General features: G+C 61.1%; 20 protein-coding genes. 6 read left to right on the forward strand and 14 right to left on the reverse strand.

Going from position 1 to position 17,557, the window contains the following annotated elements:
• Positions 1-55: 55 nt before the first annotated feature.
• From ACO08A_RS18170 to lgt, 4 genes are all read right to left on the reverse strand, one after another.
• Entirely contained in the window at positions 56-1,213 is a 1,158-nt protein-coding gene (locus ACO08A_RS18170; RefSeq protein WP_422037375.1) for a M24 family metallopeptidase, read from the reverse strand.
• A gap of 29 nt (positions 1,214-1,242) precedes the next feature.
• Complete coding sequence (gene pgeF / locus ACO08A_RS18175; protein WP_422037376.1) at positions 1,243-2,010, reverse strand: peptidoglycan editing factor PgeF; 768 nt, start codon at positions 2,008-2,010, stop codon at positions 1,243-1,245.
• Positions 2,011-2,104: 94 nt separating this feature from the next.
• Positions 2,105-3,193 (reverse strand): class I SAM-dependent methyltransferase, encoded by a 1,089-nt coding sequence (locus ACO08A_RS18180; RefSeq protein ID WP_422037377.1) that lies wholly within the window; start codon positions 3,191-3,193, stop codon positions 2,105-2,107.
• Positions 3,190-4,023, reverse strand: a complete 834-nt coding sequence (gene lgt / locus ACO08A_RS18185) for a prolipoprotein diacylglyceryl transferase (RefSeq protein ID WP_422037378.1) — start codon at positions 4,021-4,023, stop codon at positions 3,190-3,192. Before lgt ends, ACO08A_RS18180 begins: the two co-directional genes overlap by 4 nt.
• A gap of 184 nt (positions 4,024-4,207) precedes the next feature.
• Here lgt and ACO08A_RS18190 point away from each other — a divergent pair, with 184 nt between their 5' ends.
• From ACO08A_RS18190 to ACO08A_RS18210, 5 genes are all read left to right on the forward strand, one after another.
• A complete protein-coding gene (locus tag ACO08A_RS18190) occupies positions 4,208-4,474 on the forward strand; it encodes an accessory factor UbiK family protein (protein WP_421979073.1) in 267 nt (88 codons plus the stop codon).
• Positions 4,475-4,820: 346 nt separating this feature from the next.
• Positions 4,821-5,321 (forward strand): YbjN domain-containing protein, encoded by a 501-nt coding sequence (locus tag ACO08A_RS18195; protein WP_306141401.1) that lies wholly within the window; start codon positions 4,821-4,823, stop codon positions 5,319-5,321.
• Positions 5,318-6,136 carry a pyrroline-5-carboxylate reductase gene (gene proC, locus ACO08A_RS18200; RefSeq protein WP_422037379.1) on the forward strand — a complete coding sequence of 273 codons (819 nt, stop codon included), beginning with the start codon at positions 5,318-5,320 and terminating at the stop codon, positions 6,134-6,136. The genes ACO08A_RS18195 and proC overlap by 4 nt, the downstream gene beginning before the upstream one ends.
• A 161-nt stretch (positions 6,137-6,297) precedes the next feature.
• Positions 6,298-6,999 carry a TetR/AcrR family transcriptional regulator gene (locus ACO08A_RS18205; RefSeq protein ID WP_422037380.1) on the forward strand — a complete coding sequence of 234 codons (702 nt, stop codon included), beginning with the start codon at positions 6,298-6,300 and terminating at the stop codon, positions 6,997-6,999.
• Positions 7,000-7,065: 66 nt separating this feature from the next.
• Positions 7,066-7,407 (forward strand): tRNA-binding protein, encoded by a 342-nt coding sequence (locus tag ACO08A_RS18210; protein WP_421979070.1) that lies wholly within the window; start codon positions 7,066-7,068, stop codon positions 7,405-7,407.
• An 18-nt stretch (positions 7,408-7,425) separates the two neighbouring features.
• Here the strand turns inward: ACO08A_RS18210 and ACO08A_RS18215 are convergent, their stop codons facing one another.
• From ACO08A_RS18215 to ACO08A_RS18225, 3 genes are read right to left on the reverse strand one after another with little or no spacing between them, the layout of a single operon-like run.
• The gene (locus tag ACO08A_RS18215) at positions 7,426-8,820 is read right to left on the reverse strand and encodes an ATP-binding protein (protein ID WP_422037381.1); all 1,395 of its coding nucleotides are present in this window, start codon (positions 8,818-8,820) and stop codon (positions 7,426-7,428) included.
• A 10-nt stretch (positions 8,821-8,830) separates the two neighbouring features.
• On the reverse strand, positions 8,831-9,529 hold the full coding sequence (locus tag ACO08A_RS18220; RefSeq protein ID WP_422037382.1) for a response regulator: 699 nt from the start codon (positions 9,527-9,529) through the stop codon (positions 8,831-8,833).
• 34 nt (positions 9,530-9,563) lie between these two features.
• Positions 9,564-10,121 (reverse strand): MarR family winged helix-turn-helix transcriptional regulator, encoded by a 558-nt coding sequence (locus ACO08A_RS18225; protein ID WP_422041775.1) that lies wholly within the window; start codon positions 10,119-10,121, stop codon positions 9,564-9,566.
• 244 nt (positions 10,122-10,365) lie between these two features.
• Here ACO08A_RS18225 and ACO08A_RS18230 point away from each other — a divergent pair, with 244 nt between their 5' ends.
• Positions 10,366-11,268 carry a branched-chain amino acid aminotransferase gene (locus ACO08A_RS18230; protein WP_422037383.1) on the forward strand — a complete coding sequence of 301 codons (903 nt, stop codon included), beginning with the start codon at positions 10,366-10,368 and terminating at the stop codon, positions 11,266-11,268.
• Between the two features lie 52 nt (positions 11,269-11,320).
• Here the strand turns inward: ACO08A_RS18230 and ACO08A_RS18235 are convergent, their stop codons facing one another.
• The 7 genes from ACO08A_RS18235 to ACO08A_RS18265 form a co-directional block, all read right to left on the reverse strand.
• Positions 11,321-12,616, reverse strand: a complete 1,296-nt coding sequence (locus ACO08A_RS18235) for a multidrug effflux MFS transporter (protein ID WP_422037384.1) — start codon at positions 12,614-12,616, stop codon at positions 11,321-11,323.
• A gap of 106 nt (positions 12,617-12,722) precedes the next feature.
• Positions 12,723-13,190 carry a molybdenum cofactor biosynthesis protein MoaE gene (locus ACO08A_RS18240; protein WP_422037385.1) on the reverse strand — a complete coding sequence of 156 codons (468 nt, stop codon included), beginning with the start codon at positions 13,188-13,190 and terminating at the stop codon, positions 12,723-12,725.
• Positions 13,187-13,438 carry a molybdopterin converting factor subunit 1 gene (gene moaD, locus ACO08A_RS18245; protein WP_422037386.1) on the reverse strand — a complete coding sequence of 84 codons (252 nt, stop codon included), beginning with the start codon at positions 13,436-13,438 and terminating at the stop codon, positions 13,187-13,189. The genes ACO08A_RS18240 and moaD overlap by 4 nt, the downstream gene beginning before the upstream one ends.
• A gap of 45 nt (positions 13,439-13,483) precedes the next feature.
• Positions 13,484-14,056 carry a CDP-diacylglycerol--glycerol-3-phosphate 3-phosphatidyltransferase gene (gene pgsA, locus ACO08A_RS18250; RefSeq protein ID WP_422037387.1) on the reverse strand — a complete coding sequence of 191 codons (573 nt, stop codon included), beginning with the start codon at positions 14,054-14,056 and terminating at the stop codon, positions 13,484-13,486.
• 127 nt (positions 14,057-14,183) lie between these two features.
• Complete coding sequence (locus ACO08A_RS18255) at positions 14,184-14,477, reverse strand: HlyU family transcriptional regulator (protein WP_422037388.1); 294 nt, start codon at positions 14,475-14,477, stop codon at positions 14,184-14,186.
• A 197-nt stretch (positions 14,478-14,674) separates the two neighbouring features.
• Positions 14,675-16,435 carry a TRAP transporter permease gene (locus ACO08A_RS18260; protein ID WP_422037389.1) on the reverse strand — a complete coding sequence of 587 codons (1,761 nt, stop codon included), beginning with the start codon at positions 16,433-16,435 and terminating at the stop codon, positions 14,675-14,677.
• Between the two features lie 112 nt (positions 16,436-16,547).
• On the reverse strand, positions 16,548-17,504 hold the full coding sequence (locus tag ACO08A_RS18265; RefSeq protein WP_422037390.1) for a TAXI family TRAP transporter solute-binding subunit: 957 nt from the start codon (positions 17,502-17,504) through the stop codon (positions 16,548-16,550).
• Positions 17,505-17,557: the final 53 nt, after the last annotated feature.

Below are 17,557 nucleotides of genomic sequence, written 5' to 3' on the forward strand. Positions count from 1 at the left end.
TCCAGGACCGGCCGGACAGATGCTCCGTCCGGCCGATTCCCGTGTCGCACTTGGTTTATCCCGACTTTACCGGCAGGTCGAGTGGCAGAGTGGATAAGCACTCCGGCGCTCCTTCCGTGGTGAGGTAGGTCTGTCCGAGCGTCATCGCGGTATCGGTGATCGAATCCATCAGGATCATGTGCATGAAAATCACCATGTTCGGTTTGACCGGGGCCGGATTGGAGCGGTAGGCCATGGGCGTGTCCATCCAGCTCGGGGTGAAACGGGCGCCGAGCGAGTAGCCGCACGCGTTCAGCCGGTGCTGCATCATGCCGTGGGCATCCATGCGCTCCGCATGGGCATCGAAAATGTCACCGAAGGTCTTTCCCGGCACCAACTGGGTTTCCACCGCTGCCAGGGCCTCACGCGTGGCCAGATACATCTCCTGATGCCTGTCTGAAGCTGTGCCGACGATGATCGTCCGCATGGCAGCGGCGTGGTAGTGCCGATAGCTTCCGGCCCACTCGAGCGTGATCTGGTCGCGCTCGTCAAGGACCCGCCGGCCGGACTTGTAGCGGCACAAAAGCGCGTCGTGTCCGGAGCCGATGATGAACTCGTTGCCCGGATAGTCGCCGCCGCCCTCGAAGATTGCCCCCTGCATGGCCGACAGAACCTTGCCTTCGTCGGCTCCGGGACGAATTTCGTCCATGGCCGCGTGAAACGCCTTGTCCGTCAGCTCCGCCGCCTTGCGGACATAGACGATTTCCTCCGGGCTCTTGACCGAGCGCAGGTCCGGTATCAGCGCCGACGCGTCGCGCAGGTCGGCGAAACTGGTCAGCTCGGCATTGATCTGCAGCGCGATCTTGCCGGTCATGCCGTGCGTGTCGTATTCGATCCCGATCCTGCTGCCGAGAAGATCCATGTCGAACAGCATCTCCTTGAGTTGCAGCACGGGGCTGGCGGAGCCGCGGTCAATCCAGATCCGTATGTCGGATATGTTGGAGGTATGGCGCGCCTGACGCTGATCAGCCGAGCGCGTCAACAGGACCTTTTCCCCGTCCTTGGTCACGACGAGGCATTGGAAGAAACAGAAGCCGAACGTGTCGTAGCCCGTCAGCCAATACATGCTTTCCTGTGCAAACAGCAGCATGGCGTCGAGTTTCTCGGCGTCCATGGCGGCTTTCAGTTCGGTAAAGCGGCGCTCGAATTCAGCGTCTGAAAAGTGCAGTGCCATGGTCGTCCTCACATTCACTAAACTGGCCGTCAGGGCTCAAGGGAAATCGCGCTGATCTGGCGGCCGTAATCCGGCTCGCCGCGATGGGTTGTCCGTCTGTAGGAAAAGAAACGGTCTTCGTCGCAATAGGTGCAGAGTTCAAGGTCGATGACCTTGCCCAGGCCGGTCTCGCGCAGACGATCGGTGATGAATGCGGGGAGATCGAACATATAGTGCCCGTCGCGTTCGGACGGCGTGAAATAGACCTCGTTGCGGGCCGCATCACTGACGAAGCGGTCGTGAAACTCCGGCCCGACTTCATAGGATCGGCGCGAAATCGTCGGGCCAAGTACCGCAACCGTGTTTTCGCGCGATGCCCCGCGTGCCTCCATCGCCGCGACCGTGTTCTGAAGAATGCCCGTGAGCGCGCCTTTCCAGCCCGAATGGGCCGCGCCGACAACGCCGGCGCCCGGGTCCGCGAAGAGGATCGGCCCACAATCGGCCGTCAGGATGCCGATCGCCAGCCCCGGTTTGTCGGTGACGAGCGCATCCGCCTTCTTGTGATGGCCATCTTCCCAGGGCCCTTCGACCGTCAGCACGTCGGACGAGTGGATCTGATAGGGTGACAGGAGGCGGTCCGCCGACACGCTCAGCGCATCGGCGACCCGGCCGCGGTTCCGGAGCACCGTATAGCGTGCATCTTCGGAGCCGAGGCCGACATTCAGGCTTTCGTAAATACCGGTCGAAACGCCGCCCTCCCGCGTGAAAAAGCCGTGGCGGATCCCGTCAAGGTTCAGTGCTTCTGCTTCGATCTTCATTAATTGCCCCAAAAAGACGCGCGCGGCTGACCTGCCCGGACATCGCGCCCCTGGTCTGCTTCGATTCGTGTCCGACCTCTGATCCTTGGTTGCTTCATGGGACACTGTCAAATGGCGGAAAGGGTGCCGGCGTGCTCGAAAGGGCCAGCACCTTGAAGAGATCACCCATCTGCGCCGGTGCGGCAAGACGCTCGACCGCGTCGCGAATGGCCTCCTGTTCTTCGTGCGTCTTTCCGGTGCCGAGAGACCCGGCCCGTTCCAGAAGCCCCGACCGCAGCAGGAATTCGCCCTGGGTCAGGAAAGCGTGCGATGCGGCTCCGCCCCTGAGCGCAGCGCCTGCCAGGGCTTCGAAATTCACGTGGGCGGTCAGGTCGGCCTCGCCAGGGTGCGCCAGGACATCGTCGTAGGCGTGACGATAAAGTGCCTGCAATGTGTCGCCGGTCGCGGATTTCAGATAGCCGTAGTCGATGATGATCGCAGCGCCGCCGTCGCGCGCGAGCCTGTGTCCCAGCCCTTCGGCGATCGAATTTGCGCCCGGTTGGGTTTCAAGGATCGTCCCGGGTGGCGCGTTCCGGAAATCCGCCGGTATGTCGCTGTCCGGGATCCGTGCCGTTCCGGCGCCGAATGCGAGTTCGCCCCCTGCGTCCAGCCCGACAACGCGCGCCTGCCAGCCGTCGGGTGTCCTGACAAACTGATGGATCGGGAGCGCGTCGAAGAACTCGTTCGCGACCAGTATGAAAGGTCCCTCCGGTATGTCCTCGACAGCATCGTGAAAGGCCGGTTCCAGGGGCGCACCGGCAAGCGTGGCCTGCTGGATTTTCCTGAGACGCGGGCTTGTCTCGACCAGAGCGAGCTGCGCGGCGGCGACGAAGCCCGGACGAAGCGATGCCGTCCGCAACAGATCGGCCATCAGCGTGCCGCGTCCAGGACCCAGCTCCACCAGATTGAACGCCTCCGGTTCGCCGAGCGCCTGGAATGCGGCGACGCAGGCGGCGCCGACCAGTTCGCCGAACATCTGGCTGACCTCGGGAGCGGTGATGAAGTCGCCTTCGCTGCCGAACGGTTCCCGCGTCCTGTAGTAGCCCCGGTCCGGATCGCCGAGGCACTGGGCCATGTAATGCGCCACCGGAAGCGGGCCTTCAGTGGCAATGCGGGCCTTGATTTTCTCCTTGAGCTCCGTCAAGCCGCGGCGTCCTTCAAGGGGCGGCGTGACGCCCAGATCATGAGCGCGAGCCCGGCGAGTATCATCGGCAACGACAAGAGGATACCCATCGTCAGGAAGCCCGACAGATATCCGATATGGGCGTCGGGTACGCGGTAGAACTCGGCGATCGAGCGGCCGATGCCGTATCCGAATGCGAACGCGCCGGCAAGAAAACCCGGTTTTTTCAGCAACTGAAAGCGGTGGCTGAGGACGCGCAGGGCCAAAAACAGGATAACCCCCTCAAGGGCCGCCTCGTAGAGCTGGCTGGGATGCCTCGGTTCGGGGCCGGCGCCCGGAAACACGAATGCCCAGGGGACATCGGTCGGCCGTCCCCATAGTTCGGCGTTGATGAAATTGGCGACGCGCCCGAAGAAGAGGCCGATCGGCGCGGCGCATCCGGCCAGGTCGAACAGCGTCCAGACGGGCAATCCCCTGCGCCAGGCGAACAGGATCATCGCAATCACGGTTCCCGCAAAGCCGCCATGGAACGACATGCCACCGGACCAGACCGCAAAGGCCTCGCCGGGGTTGGAGAGGTAATAGGCCGGATTGTAGAACAGCACGTAGCCGAGGCGTCCGCCGATGATGATACCGAGCGTTCCCCAGAGAACGAAATCGTCGAGTTCCAGGGGAGAGGGCCGCTTCGCACCGTTCCAGAGCCGGTCATTCAGGGCAAGAGCACGCATGTAGCGCCAGGCGAGAATGATGCCGACGATGTAGGCCAGCGCGTACCAGCGGAGCGCGAAGGGGCCGACTTCGATGATCACCGGGTCGATTGCCGGAAACGGCAGGACGAAAACTGCTGGCACGTGAGGTCCTTCCTGGCGGAGTGTCGCTTGCGCGCATTCGGGCAAACGCTTGCGCTATCTTTCCCTGTTCGTCAAGCACGTAGCCCGCCGGGTGACGGGTGGTGCGACGGAAATGGTTCTTGAACTTGCCGCGTTTCACCCATACCTCTTTGGTGTTGAACTTTTCTTGTACAAGGAGGGTCAGATGACCCAGGGCCCGAACCGCCTACTCGATGATTTTGCCAAGCTGATGACGGATGCCGCCGGCGTCGCACAGGGTGCACGACGCGAGGTGGAAACCGCCTTTCGGGCACAGGCCGAGCGTTTCCTGTCCGATATGGACATGGTTTCCCGTGAGGAGCATGAAGCCGTCAAGGAGATGGCGGTGCGTGCACTCGACCGGATCGAAGAGCTCGAATCACGGCTTGCCAAACTGGAAGGTGGCGACGCAACGGGAAGTGGAGACGCCTGAACAGGTTCGTTGACGCCGAATTGAGCGGTTTCTGTTGATTGTTGATGACAGAAATACGACCAAAAAAGTTGGCGGGAATGCAGAGATTTTGGGCAGTCTGATCAGAATTTCTCCAAATTCTTCCACAAGTTTCAGCTTTTTCGTCCGAATTGGTGTGTATCCATTAAATCATTCCTGATCCTATACTCGATGTAACAGGGATTCGTCGGAGCAAGACGGAACCGGTTCGATCTTAACGGGCCACCAAAGGACGCGTTTTGCTCCTCCGGCATGGGACATTTCCCGGCGGCCCGCCCGGTTATCCTGATCGGGTTCCCGGCCTCCGGCTCGGAAGGGGAGAAGGCACATGAGCCTCATCGAGATCGAATTCGAGCGACCTGGCAATCCCGTTGACACCATCGAAACCGTTGCCGCGCTGAACGACTGGGCGTTCGAGCGCTCGGACGATGACGAAATCACAATCTCCCTTGGAGGCAGCTGGTGCGACTACCATGTCTCCTTTTCCTGGATGGAAGAGGTGGAAGCCCTGCATCTGGCGTGTGCGTTCGACCTCAAGGTGACAGAACCGCGAAAGACGGAAGTCCTGCGTCTTCTGGCGCTCGTCAACGAACAGCTCTGGATGGGCCATTTCGACCTCTGGCACAAAGAAAACGTGATCATGTTCAGGCAATCGCTGCTCCTGAGCGGTGGCGCCGAGGCGTCTTCCGCACAGATCGAGGGAATGCTGACAAACGCGCTTGAGAATTGCGAGCGCTTCTATCAGGCATTCCAGTTTGTCGTGTGGGCCGGACATTCCGCCACGGAGGCAATGAACTCGGCCTTGTTCGAGACCGCAGGAGAAGCATGAGTTTTTCAAAAGAGCGGCCCTTTCTTCTTGTCGGCGCCGGCAAGATGGGCGGGGCCATGCTGTCCGGATGGATGGCGGAAGGCATCGATCCGTCCGCCATCGTCGTTTGCGACCCAGGCCTGTCGGACGAGATGGATGCCCTGCTGACACGGCACGGTATCCGGCACGTGGCGGCGGTCCCGGATGATCTTCACGCAGGGATCGTTCTGGTCGCGGTCAAACCCCAGATGATGGACACCGTGTTGCCGGGCATCAGACCGGCGGTTGCGTCCGACACGCTGATCATGTCTGTGGCCGCGGGCACGCCCGTTTCCAAATTCCTGTCTGTTTTCGGCGATGTGCCGGTTTGCCGGTGCATGCCGAATACGCCGGCGATGGTCAAACGCGGCATCACGGCGGTCTATCCGACCGGACTGGTCAGCGAACGTCAGAAAGACGCCGTCGCGCAGCTGCTGTCAGCCGTCGGGAAAGTCGTCTGGCTCGACGCGGAAGACCAGATTGATCTCGTGACCGGCGTCAGCGGGTCGGGACCGGCCTATGTCTTCTATCTGGCGGAAGCGCTCAGCAAAGCCGGTCAGGATGCCGGATTGCCGGAGGACATTGCACATGAACTGGCGATTGCGACCGTCAGCGGTGCGGGCGAGTTGCTGCATCAGTCGGGCGAACATCCCTCCGTCCTGCGGCAGAACGTGACAAGCCCGAACGGAACGACGGCAGCGGCGCTCGATGTTCTCATGCATGAAGAGGGCCTTCAGCCCGTTCTGAGCGAGGCCGTTGCAGCCGCGGTGAAACGGGCACGGGAACTGGCCGGCTGAGGCAGGTTTTCTCGCGTCGCCCCTGGGAGCGAGCCGGAGACGGCTGCGCCCGAATTGCAGTCGGATTATGCGAAAATTCGTGAACTGCGGCAGTGCGCCACCCTTTTCGGCGCACCCGCGATCTCCTATCTTCCCATTCAAGAGCCAAGGGAGATTGCTCCATGACAACCGCGAAGACGAAGCAAAAGATCCTCCAGACGTTTTTGGATCTTCTCTCAGATCATCCCTACGAGGACGTCTCCCTGCCGCTGGTCGCGGAAAAGGCGAAGATAAAACTGTCAGACATGCGGGGCGCTTACGGTTCGAAACTGGATCTCGTTGCGGCCTTTGCCGAGAGTGTCGACAAGACGGTGCTGGATGAGCGTGACGAGGACATGCATGACCAGCCGCCCCGGGACCGGCTATTCGACGTGCTCATGTCGCGCATCGATGCACTGGACGGGCACAAGGATGCGGTGAGAGCCCTTCACAGGGCGGCGCGCAAGGATCCGGCGCTGGCACTGGATTTCAACCGTCTGGAAGTCCGCTCCCAGAAATGGATGCTGATCGCGGCCGGGATCGACGTGTCCGGCTTGAAGGCGGGCATCGTCGCACAGGGCTTGTCGGTCGCCTTCGCGCGCGTCGTCGGGGTCTGGCTGGACGAAGACGACGAAGGCATGCCCCGGACCATGGCGCGACTGGACAAGGAACTGGACAGCGGCTCCGCTTTCATGAAGCGCTTGAACGGTATCGAGGGTTTCGCCAAGGGCATGCGCTCGTTCCTCAGGAAGGCCTCTGCCGGCCGGCGCGGACGGCGCAGACAGTCGCAGGATGACGGGGATCACGAGCCGGATTATTCCAGTGAGGAACCGGCCGGCGCCTGACGCGATTTGTGCTTGCAGCGCTGGCTGCCAGCCGTCATGGTCGCCCCTGAAAGCAAGGGGTAGACCATGAGCACTGAAATCAGTTTCGACGATTTTCTGAAGGTGGATGTCCGGGTCGGCCGGATCGTCGAAGCGGAAGAGTTTCCCGAGGCCCGCAAGCCTGCCTACAAGATGCGGATCGACTTCGGCCCGGACATCGGCATCAAGAAGACGTCGGCCCAGATCACGAAACACTACACGCCCGAAACGCTGGCCGGAAAGCTGGTCATGGCGGTGGTCAATTTTCCGCCCCGCCAGATCGGACCGGTCATGTCGGAGGTCCTGACGCTCGGCGTGCCGGATGAGGATGGCGAGGTCGTCCTGCTCGCGCCTGACAAGGACGTGCCGGTCGGCGGACGGCTTTACTGATAGTGGCGCAATGCGGCCTCAGGCCGGAATCCTGAGCCGCGCTCTCAGGCCGCCGAGCGGGCTGTCTTCCAGATAAAGATCTCCGCCGTGTGAGCGGGCGACGTCGCGGGCGATGGCCAGACCGAGGCCGCTGCCGGATTCGTCCTGGTTTCTGGCCAGGTCAAGGCGGTGGAAGGCGCGAAACGCAAGTTCCCGGTCGTCTTCGGGAATACCCGGCCCGTCGTCGTCGACCGTGATCGTGAGCCAATCCCTTTCGATCGAACCTGCCACTTCGACCCGGTTTCCGTATTTGCAGCCGTTGGTTACAAGGTTCGACAGGCACCGTTTCAGCGACAGCCGCTTGACCTGCGCATCCGTCGGCCCCTCGAAATGCGTGGTTACCAGAAGACCGGAGATCTCGGCTTCTTCCTCCAATTCCTCCAGCAGCAGACTGATATCCGTCGTCTGCGCTTCCTCGTCTCCATCACCACTTGCGAAGGCGAGATAATCCTCCAGCATGTGGCTCATCTCGTCGACATCCTTCCGCATCGCTTCGCTCTCAGGCGATTCAGACAGGAAGGCGAGCTGCAGCCTGAGACGCGTCAGGATGGTTCTCAGATCGTGGCTGACGCCGGCCAGCATGGTGGTGCGCTGTTCGATCTGCCGCTCGATGCGCCGCCGCATGTCGATGAAGGCAACGCTCGCGCGGCGGACTTCGCGCGCACCGCTTGCCCGGAAATTCTCCACCGGGCGGCCTTTGCCGAATGCTTCCGACGCATCGGCGAGCCGGATGATCGGTCTGATCTGGTTCCTGAGGAACAGCAGGGCAATGATCAGGAGAACCAGCGATGTGGTAAACATCCAGACCAGAAAGATGTGTGAGTTCGATGCAAAGGTCTGGCTGCGCCGCGTGAACACCCGCAGGATCGAATCCTTGAGCTGGATCCGGATTTCGACGAAGCGTGAACGGCCGACGGTATCGATCCAGAATGGCTTGCGTATCTTCTGGCTGATCGCGCGGCTGAGTTCCTGATCGATGACGTCGAAAAACGGCTTTGGCGCTGGCGGCGGCAACGGTTCGAGCGGCAGGATCGTCGTCGACATTCCGAGCGCGCTGGAGGCGAGTTGCTCGATCTTCGCATGATCAGGGTCCTGCGGATAGTTTTCCAGAACATAAACCATTGCGGCGATCTCGCGGACGACCGCTTCCGACATGCGTTTGGTGACGAGCTGGTAGTGCCGTTCCATGAAAACGAACACCAGCACCGACTGAAGAATGACGATCGGGGCGACAATGATCAGAAAGGTCCGCGTATAGAGGCCCTTCGGCATGAGCCGGTACAACAGCCGGGACACGGACCGGTAGCCGCGCAGAAGCGGCCTGAAAAACGCCGATTTGGAAAGTTTGCGGAACAGGATCTCTGTGTTGGCCATCGGGACCTGTTCAATCGCAGGCCAGACGGTAGCCGATGCCGCGAACTGTCTGCAGATAGATCGGATTGCCCGGATCGGTTTCTATCTTGCGGCGCAGCCTGTTGATCTGCACGTCCACGGTGCGCTCGCCGAGACCGCTCTCACCGCCGACGATCTTGTGGCGCGGCACCGTGGCACCCGGCTGTTCGGCGAAAATCGAAAGGATCTGTTTTTCGCGGTCCGTCAGCCGCACAACTGCGTCCCCGTTTTTGAGTTCGCCGCGTGAACTGTTGAAGCAAAACGGGCCAAAACGGATTTCCTCGCTCACGATGGCAGGCTGACTGTTCCCCCTTCTGAGGATCGCCGCCATCCGGAGCATCAGTTCGCGCGGCTCGAAGGGTTTCGGCAGATAGTCGTCGACACCGGCTTCCAGGCCGGCAATCCGGTCGGTCGCCTCGGACCTTGCCGTCAGCATCAGGATCGGCACTTCCGACTCTTCGCGCAGGGATGCCGCCAGCTCGAGGCCGGTTTCGCCCGGCATCATCACATCCAGAATGATCAGGTCGAATTCCAGTCCGGACAGACACTTCCTGGCGTCGGCGGAATTGGCGGCCGTGGAGACGCGATAGCCGTTCTCCTTCAGCAGCCTGGAAAGCAGATCCCGGATGCGCTTGTCGTCATCAACAAGAAGGATGTGGTTGGCGTTGTCGTCGGGCACCTGGACTTTCATGTCGGCGGCTGGTTCCTTTTGCTATCGGCGGCTTTCAGTCCTTGAGAGGAAAAGGGCTTCTGACGAGCTTCAGAATGTCTGCATGGGCGTCGGGGTCGATCATCTGCAGCAGAAACCGCCGGACGATCTCCTCGCTGCCATCAGGCAATCCAATTAGGGCGCGTTCAAGGCGTTCCTGCTGCAGGCGCGCGAGTTTCTCGGCAAGCGTGTGCCCACGTTCCGTCGTGTAGAGCAGACGCTGGCGGCGATCGTTCAAACCTTCGCGCTGCTCGATGATGCCGGCGTCAACGAGCTGTTTGAGAACCCGTCCGAGGCTTTGCTTCGTAATGCGCAGAATGCCTAGAAGATCCGTCACCATGATGCCGGGATTGCGTTCCACGAAATGCAGCACGCGGTGATGCGCACGGCCAAATTCGAATTTCGCCAGCACGTCGTCCGGATCCCCCGTAAAGTCCTTGTAGGCGAAGAACAGAAGTTCAATCAGATCGTAGGGCAACGCGTCCTCAGACGGGCTGACGTCCGCTCCTGACACGGTACCCTCCTGGCCGGCCAGGCCCGGGGAAACAGCAGTTTTGAAATTTACGTCAGTCATATTGACATAATTCTGGTCGATTGTTACTTGTCTGCAGCCGCGCGCGAAATGATCGGTCTCAAAGATGCATTTTTGGGCATCCGTCGACAAGCGAATCCGTTCAACGCCGCTGCGGTCATCAGGATACCGATAGTTCGCGTGCTGTGCAAAAGTTACAGCAGCAAAACGGGCGCAAGTCTTTGGCGTTATTCGCGTCTGTTGAAAGAAATCAATAATCGCTCTTTGAGCGGCCGGGAGAAGAAACATGGCGGGAGCGCCTTTTGATCAGCTCAGTGGTGACATCTGGTATGATGGAGAATTCGTGCCCTGGTCGGATGCGAAACTCCATATTCTCAGTCACGGGCTGCACTACGGCAGCAGTGTATTCGAAGGTGAGAGGGCCTATGGCGGGCGGATCTTCAAATCCGAGGAACATACCGAACGCCTGCTGGACTCCGCCCGGACGCTTGGTTTCGAGATCCCCTGGACGGCCGACCAGATCAATGCTGCCAAGGAAGAGACCCTGGCGCGCATGAAGCTGACGGATGCCTATATCCGCCCGGTTGCCTGGCGCGGCAGCGAGATGATGGGTATTTCCGCGCAGAACAACACGATCCACCTGGCCATTGCGGCCTGGGAATGGCCCAGCTATTTCAAGCCCGAAGAACGGCTCAAGGGCATCCGGCTCGACATGGCCCAGTACCGGCGCCCCGACCCGGCAACGGCGCCTTTCAGGGCGAAGGCCGCAGGCCTCTACATGATCTGCACGGTTTCAAAACACGCTGCCGAAGCGAAGGGTTATACCGATGCCCTGATGCTGGACTGGCGGGGACAGGTTGCCGAATGCACCGGAGCGAACGTGTTTTTCATCAAGGACGGCAAGATCCACACGCCGATCCCGGATTGTTTCCTCGACGGGATCACCCGCCGTACAGTTATCGACCTGGCACGGGACCGCGGTATCGAAGTCATCGAGCGCGTGATCATGCCCGAGGAAATTCCGGGGTTCGAACAGTGCTTCGTCACCGGAACGGCCGCAGAGGTCACGCCGGTCTCGGAAATTGCCGGTACGACATTCGAAGTCGGTGAAATCATCGAGACGCTGATGAAGGACTACGATGCGGCCGTGAGAGCCGACGCGCCTGCACTCCAGGCGGCAACCGGCTGAGGGACGCCGGACTTTCGAGCGTCAAGAAGGCGGGCCGCTCAGCCCGCCTTTTTCATTGTCTGGCGTCATGAAGGGCGTGGAACATGCGGCCCTTTTCGGCAAACAGGACGCAGGCGATGGCAGCCAGGCCGTAGACGGCAAAGGCCAGCCCAAGCGGCTCGGTCGTTCCGTCGAACAGTTGTCCCATGACATGTCCCAGAAGGGCGCCGCCCAGCGTCGTGATGAACCCGATCACGGAGGCGGCCGTGCCGGCAATCTTGCCGAGCGGTTCCATGGCCATCGCGTTGAAGTTCGCACCGACAAAGCCGAAGCACATCATGACGATCGTCGTCAGAATGAAAAACGAGGCCAGGCTTTCAAGACCGAGTGCCGAAACGGCGAAGATCGAGAAGCCGAACAGCGTATAGACGATCAGGGCCGCGTGCGAGAGACGCCGCATTCCCATCGCTTCGACAAGCTGCGCATTGGTGAAAGAGGAGATTGCCATCGCGATCGCAATCGATGCGAACACGACGGGAAAAAGGTTTCCAAGCCCGAAAATGTCCACGAAGATCTGCTGCGACATGGCGAGAAACGCGAAGAGCCCGGCAAAGACGAAGGCGGTCGCGACCGCATATCCGACACACACGCGCGTGGTGATGGCCGTCCCGTAGGCATTTGAGATCTCGGAAATCTCGACCGGGCGGCGGCGATCGGGGGCCAACGTCTCGGGCATGCGCAGCATCGACCAGACAAGAACCGCCAGACCTGCAAACAGCAGGAACGCGAAGATCCAGTGCCAGCCGGCGAGCAGCAGCACCACCTGTCCCACGGAAGGTGCAATCACCGGGACGGCCATGAACACCATCATGACCAGCGACATCACCTTGCCCATGCTGCGTCCCGTATAGCAGTCACGGACGACCGACAGTGCGGCGACGCGCGCACCTGCGCAGCCGACACCCTGTAATACGCGGGCGATCAGCAGTGTTTGAAGGTCCGATGCAAAAATGGCCCCGACGCTGGCGAGGCTGTAAAGGGCCAGCCCGCCGATGAGCACCTTGCGGCGGCCAAGGGCATCCGTCAGCGGTCCGAAAAACAGCTGGGCGCCGCCAAACCCGGCCAGGTAGGTGGTCAGTATCAGCTGGCGATTGTTTTCCTCGATGATGTCGAGCGCGTCTCCGATTGCCGGAAGCGCCGGCAGCATCACATCGATCGCCATCGCATTGAGCGCCATGATCATGGCGATGATCGCGACAAATTCGGCGAAGGGAATGCCCGGTTCCCGCAGGACCTCGCCGGTTGGCCGCGAAGCGCCGGCGGACGAGTCAGCAACGGCAGCATCGGAATGCTCGATGTCGGTTTTCACTTTGTCGGAACCAGTTCAAAGATTTGGCCGCTGACAGGCCGCCGCTGAAAATTGAAACGGCACGGCTGTCGGGCTGAGAGACGGTCAGTCTATGCTGTCGAAACGCTCAGGTCCAGCGTGCAGCGTCCTTGTCGTCACACTCCCTGGCTTCGACCCAGCCGCTCGCATCGCCGGCGACGAGGTGTTCCTTTTTCCAGAAAGGCGCACGTGTCTTTAGGTAATCCATAAGGAAGTCAGCGGCCTCGAAGGCCGCGCGGCGGTGCGAGGAGGCGGCGATCACGAGAACAATGTTGTCTCCGGGCGGTATCTTGCCGAAGCGGTGTATGACGGTGAGGCCCGTCAGGGGCCAGCGTTCAATCGCCTGCTCACAAATGCGGGTCAGCTCGGCTTCCGCCATGCCGGGGTAGTGCTCAAGCTCAAGAGCGCTCAAGGTCCCGGCCTCGTCGCGGCAGAGCCCCGTGAACGTCACGAGCGCTCCGACGTCCTTGCGGCCGGACGTAAGCCGCAGGGCTTCGTCCTGGGCGCTGAAATCGTCGGCCTGAACCACAATCCTCGGCGTGACCGGCATGTTCATCCACCCGTCATCGGCGGAAAGAAGGCAACTTCACGGGCGCTGCCGAGTTCCGCATCCGTCTCCACATGCTCCTGGTCAAGCGCGACCCGGATTGCGTCTTCTTCCTCGAAAGCGGAGGCGTGATACTCGTCGATCCCCTTGAGATGCAAAATCAGATCGGCAACGGTTTGCACGTCAGCCGGAAGGTCCAGGGTTTCTTCTTCCTTGCCGACACGTTCCCGCACCCAGGCAAAATAGCGAATGTTCATGCGACCTCTTACTGCGCAGCCTTTGCGGCAATTGAAATCACCGGCCTACTCGGTGATGAGATGACCGATGCCAGCCCGGAAATAGTCGTACCCGGTATATAGCGTAAGTGTGGCAGCGAGCCAAAGCGCGATCAGCCCGGTCAACGTCGTGTAGGGGAAGATGGTATCGCCGGCCGGCCCGGCAAGCAAAAAGGCGATGGCGATGAGCTGGACCGTCGTCTTCCACTTGGCGAGCTTTGTCACCGGAACGCTGACCTGCAGCTCGGCCAGAAACTCCCTCAGGCCGGAGACCAGGATTTCGCGGCACAAGATGATGATCGCAGCCACCAGCGACCAGCCTCCGATCGTGCCGTCCGCAGCAAGCATCAGGAGCGAAACGGAAACGAGCAGCTTGTCGGCGATCGGATCGAGCATGCGCCCGAGAGCGGATTGCTGCTGCCAGGCGCGGGCAAGGTAACCGTCGAAGAAATCCGTGATCGCGGCCACGATGAATATGCCGAGCGCGATCCAGCGCGGGGTCGTTCCCTCGAAGTAAAAACAGAACGCGACCGCCGGCACAGCCAGAATGCGCCCATAGGTCAAAAGGTTGGGCAGGCTAAGGGCTACGTTACGTTTCATGTCGGCTTTCAATTCAGGGACAGTCCGGGCCACCGCGACGGCACAATTCGGTTCGTGCGCCGGTCAGCCAATTCAGTCAGATCCGGTTCGCACATTGCCTTCGATTAGCATTTCTGCGCTGCTTGCCTCAATCGAATATTCGGTCACCCTGCTGATCGATCATCATTTTCGCCTTGCGGATCATCTCGTTGGCGGCATCGGCTTCGCCCGGCAGCACGTCAGCGCGTATGAACCGGTGCGATTTGGTTTCTTCGCCAACCTGCTTTTCGATCCGGCCGGCGACCTGCCACTGGCCGCCTGAGGACTGCGGCTCAGCGATGATCTGAAAGCCTTCGTGGTCAACGATGGTGGCTTTTGCCGAGCTCTTGGCCTGCCCCCCTTCGGACGACCCGAAAAGGGATTTGAACATTTTGCCGAGCATAACGCCCACTCCTTACTGTTTGTTCCCTTTTAGGGGGAGCGGCAGAGGGCATCAAGGGGGACAGCTTTACGATTTCGTCATGCGCGGAATGTCACCTGTTCACGTGCCCTGCTAGGGCGCGGGTCATGCGCCCCGTTTTCCCTGCAAGCCGCCGGGCCGGAGGGGCCCCGGTGACCTGATGCGTGGCGACGGAGATCTCAGGTCAGCAGCAGAGACCCGAAGATGATCGCCATGCCGGCGCTGCCCGCAAGAATCCGATACGCGGGATTGCGAAATCCGATGATCGCGTAGGAGATCAGTGCCAGTCCCAGCCCAATCTGAAGAGCGGCCAGAAGCGCGCCCAGCGGATTGCCTTCAAGCCGGATGAGTTCCGGGTTGGCGATCATGGCGAGCGGAATGATGTAGAGGCCAATCCCGAGCGCCATCGCGGTGAGTGCCACTTTCAGCCAGTTCTCGTTGATCATGCCCGCGGCGATGAAGACCGCACCGCAAACTGGCGGTGTGATTGTCGAAAGCAGGGCGAACCAGAAAACGAAGAGGTGCGCCTGCAGGGGTTCCAGACCCAGCTGAATGAGCGCCGGGCCGGCAACGGAAACGCAGATCACGTAGGCGGCGGTGGTCGGCACTTCCATTCCCAGAACCATGCAGGCAAGCGCGGTGAGGAACAGGGACGGCCAGAGCAGCCCGCCGGAACCGGATAGGATCAGCGAGGTGATTTTCACGCCAAGTCCGGTGATCGACAGGACACCGATGATGATCGATGCACAGACGATGATGGCGGCGATCATCGACACCTGCCGCGCCGAGCTGACCAGGGCCTTTTCGACCCGGGCGAGGCCATCCTTGAGCGAGCCGAGCCCCCTGGCGTTGAAAAACAGCAGCAGAAAGCTGGCGAGGATCGCCATCGACGCGGCGTATTGCGGGGTGAACCGGATCCAGAACATGCCAACAAGCAGCACCGTGAAGGGGATCAGGAAAAAGCAGGAGGTGATGAAGACATCCCGGCCCGAGGGCTGGTCCTTTTCGTCCAGCCCGGCGAGGTCGTGATGGCTGGCGTAAGCGTTGACGCCGATCCAGACCGCGAGAAAATACAAGATGGCTGGCAGAAGCGCCGCGGCCATGATGGATGTGTAGGGAACGCCGGTCAGCTCGACCATCACGAAGGCACCGGCCCCCATCAAGGGCGGCATGATCTGGCCGCCGGACGAGGCGACGGCTTCGACGGCTGCAGCGAGGCGCTTGGGATAGCCGAGCCGTGTCATGGCGGGCAAGGTGATCGCGCCTGTCGAGGCGACATTCGCCGAGGCCGAGCCGGATATCGAACCGAAGAGCGCGGAAGACAGGACCGAGACCTTGGCGGCCCCGCCCTTCAGGCGTCCCGCGGCAGCCGAAGCGATGTTCATGAAGCCCTGACCAGCTTCACCGGCGTTCAGGACCGCACCGAAGATCACGAAGATCGCGACCACGTTCACCGACACGCCCGTCAGGCTGCCCCAAATGCCGCCTTCGGCGATGGTCAATGTTCCCAGGAAACTTGCGATCGGGGTTCCGGAGTGGCCGAATTCGCCGGGTATATGCTGCCCGAACAGGCCGTAGAGCAGGGCCAGCAACGCCACGAGCGGAAGCGGCCAGCCGATCGCCCGCCGCGCTGCTTCGAGGACGACGACAAGCAGCAGGGCGGCAATCGCGAACTGAAGATCGCCTTCCAGAAAGCCGTACTGATCCGAGAGGCTGTCATGCGACACCGCCACCCAGATGCAGGCACCGACCCCCAGCACGCTCAGGACGATGCCGCTCACCCTTGAAAGCATGCCCTGTCTGGCTGCGATCAGGATCCACGGAAGCGCAAAGGCGAGGTGGAGCGGGCGGCTCACGAGGTTGGGAACAAGGCCCGAAAAGATCAAGGCGAGGTGAAACGCAACAAGACCGAGCGCTGCTGCGATGATCAATGGTCTCAAGACAGTGTTCCCGGTGGAGGCAACATGCGCACGTAGAACCGGCGCGGCGGTGAGGCAGGAAGGCTGGGCTTCTGCGCGCGGGCGCGCAGAAGCTATGTGCAAAGGCGGGAAGTTACTGCTGCTCGGGCGTCAGCTCAAACCCGGCTTCCTGATAGTAGCGCAGGGCACCGGGATGGATCTTGCCGGTGATGTTGCCCATGAGGCCCTTGTCGACACCGTTCCACCAGGGAGCGGCGTTGCCCATGTCGGCCTTCTGCTCCCAGAAGGTTTTTGTCAGCTCGTAGGCCGCGTCGTCATCCATTGCGGTGGTGGTATAGGCCACGACCGGAAGTGAGGTGGTGACGATATCCTCGGTCTGTCCTGCATAGGTGCCGGCGGGAATGACGAGCTTTGTCCTTTTGGTCTGAGTGATCTGGTCGTCGTTCAGGGAGATGACGTTCACACCTGTTGATGCGGCGGCCTCGATCACGTTCGGTGCCGGGAAGGACCCGGCTGTGACGAAACCGTCGATCTGGCCGTTTTTCAGGGCCGCGACGGCATTGGAAAGTTCAACCTCGGCGAGGTCCACCTTGCCTTCAAGGCCGAACAGCTTGAGATATTTCTCGCCTTCGCGTGCCCCGAAGGAGCCCTTGCCGAGAAGGATGGTCTTGCCCTCCATGCCCGCGAAATCGGTCACGCCGCTGCCTTCGGACATGACGAAATGCATGGTGAGCGAGGGGATCGGGAACAGCGCCCGGATCTCGTCGAACTTGGGGTCCGACTTGCCCTCGAACATGGCCTTGCCGCCCTGGGCAAGTTTCACGAGCACGGGCGGTGTCGTGAACACGTAGTCGCCGCCGCGGGCTCTCACTTCCATGACGTTCTGGACCGAGCCCTGGCTCTCTTCCACCGTGACGATGATGTCGCCATCGGTGCCAGCCTTCATCGCTTCGGCGATCTGCACGGCCATCTGGTAATAGGAAGACGTCGACTTGGCGGATTTGTAGGTGATGCGGGTCTCGGCCGAGGCAAGGCTGGACGCCAGTCCCATCGAGGCTGCAAGCGCAAGTGACAACAAGGTCTTTTTCATGGATTTCCTCCCTTTGAAGTATGTCTTTGATTTTGGCCGGCCGGCCGGCCGCC

The organism is Roseibium sp. (assembly GCF_965232425.1).
GTDB lineage: Bacteria > Pseudomonadota > Alphaproteobacteria > Rhizobiales > Stappiaceae > Roseibium.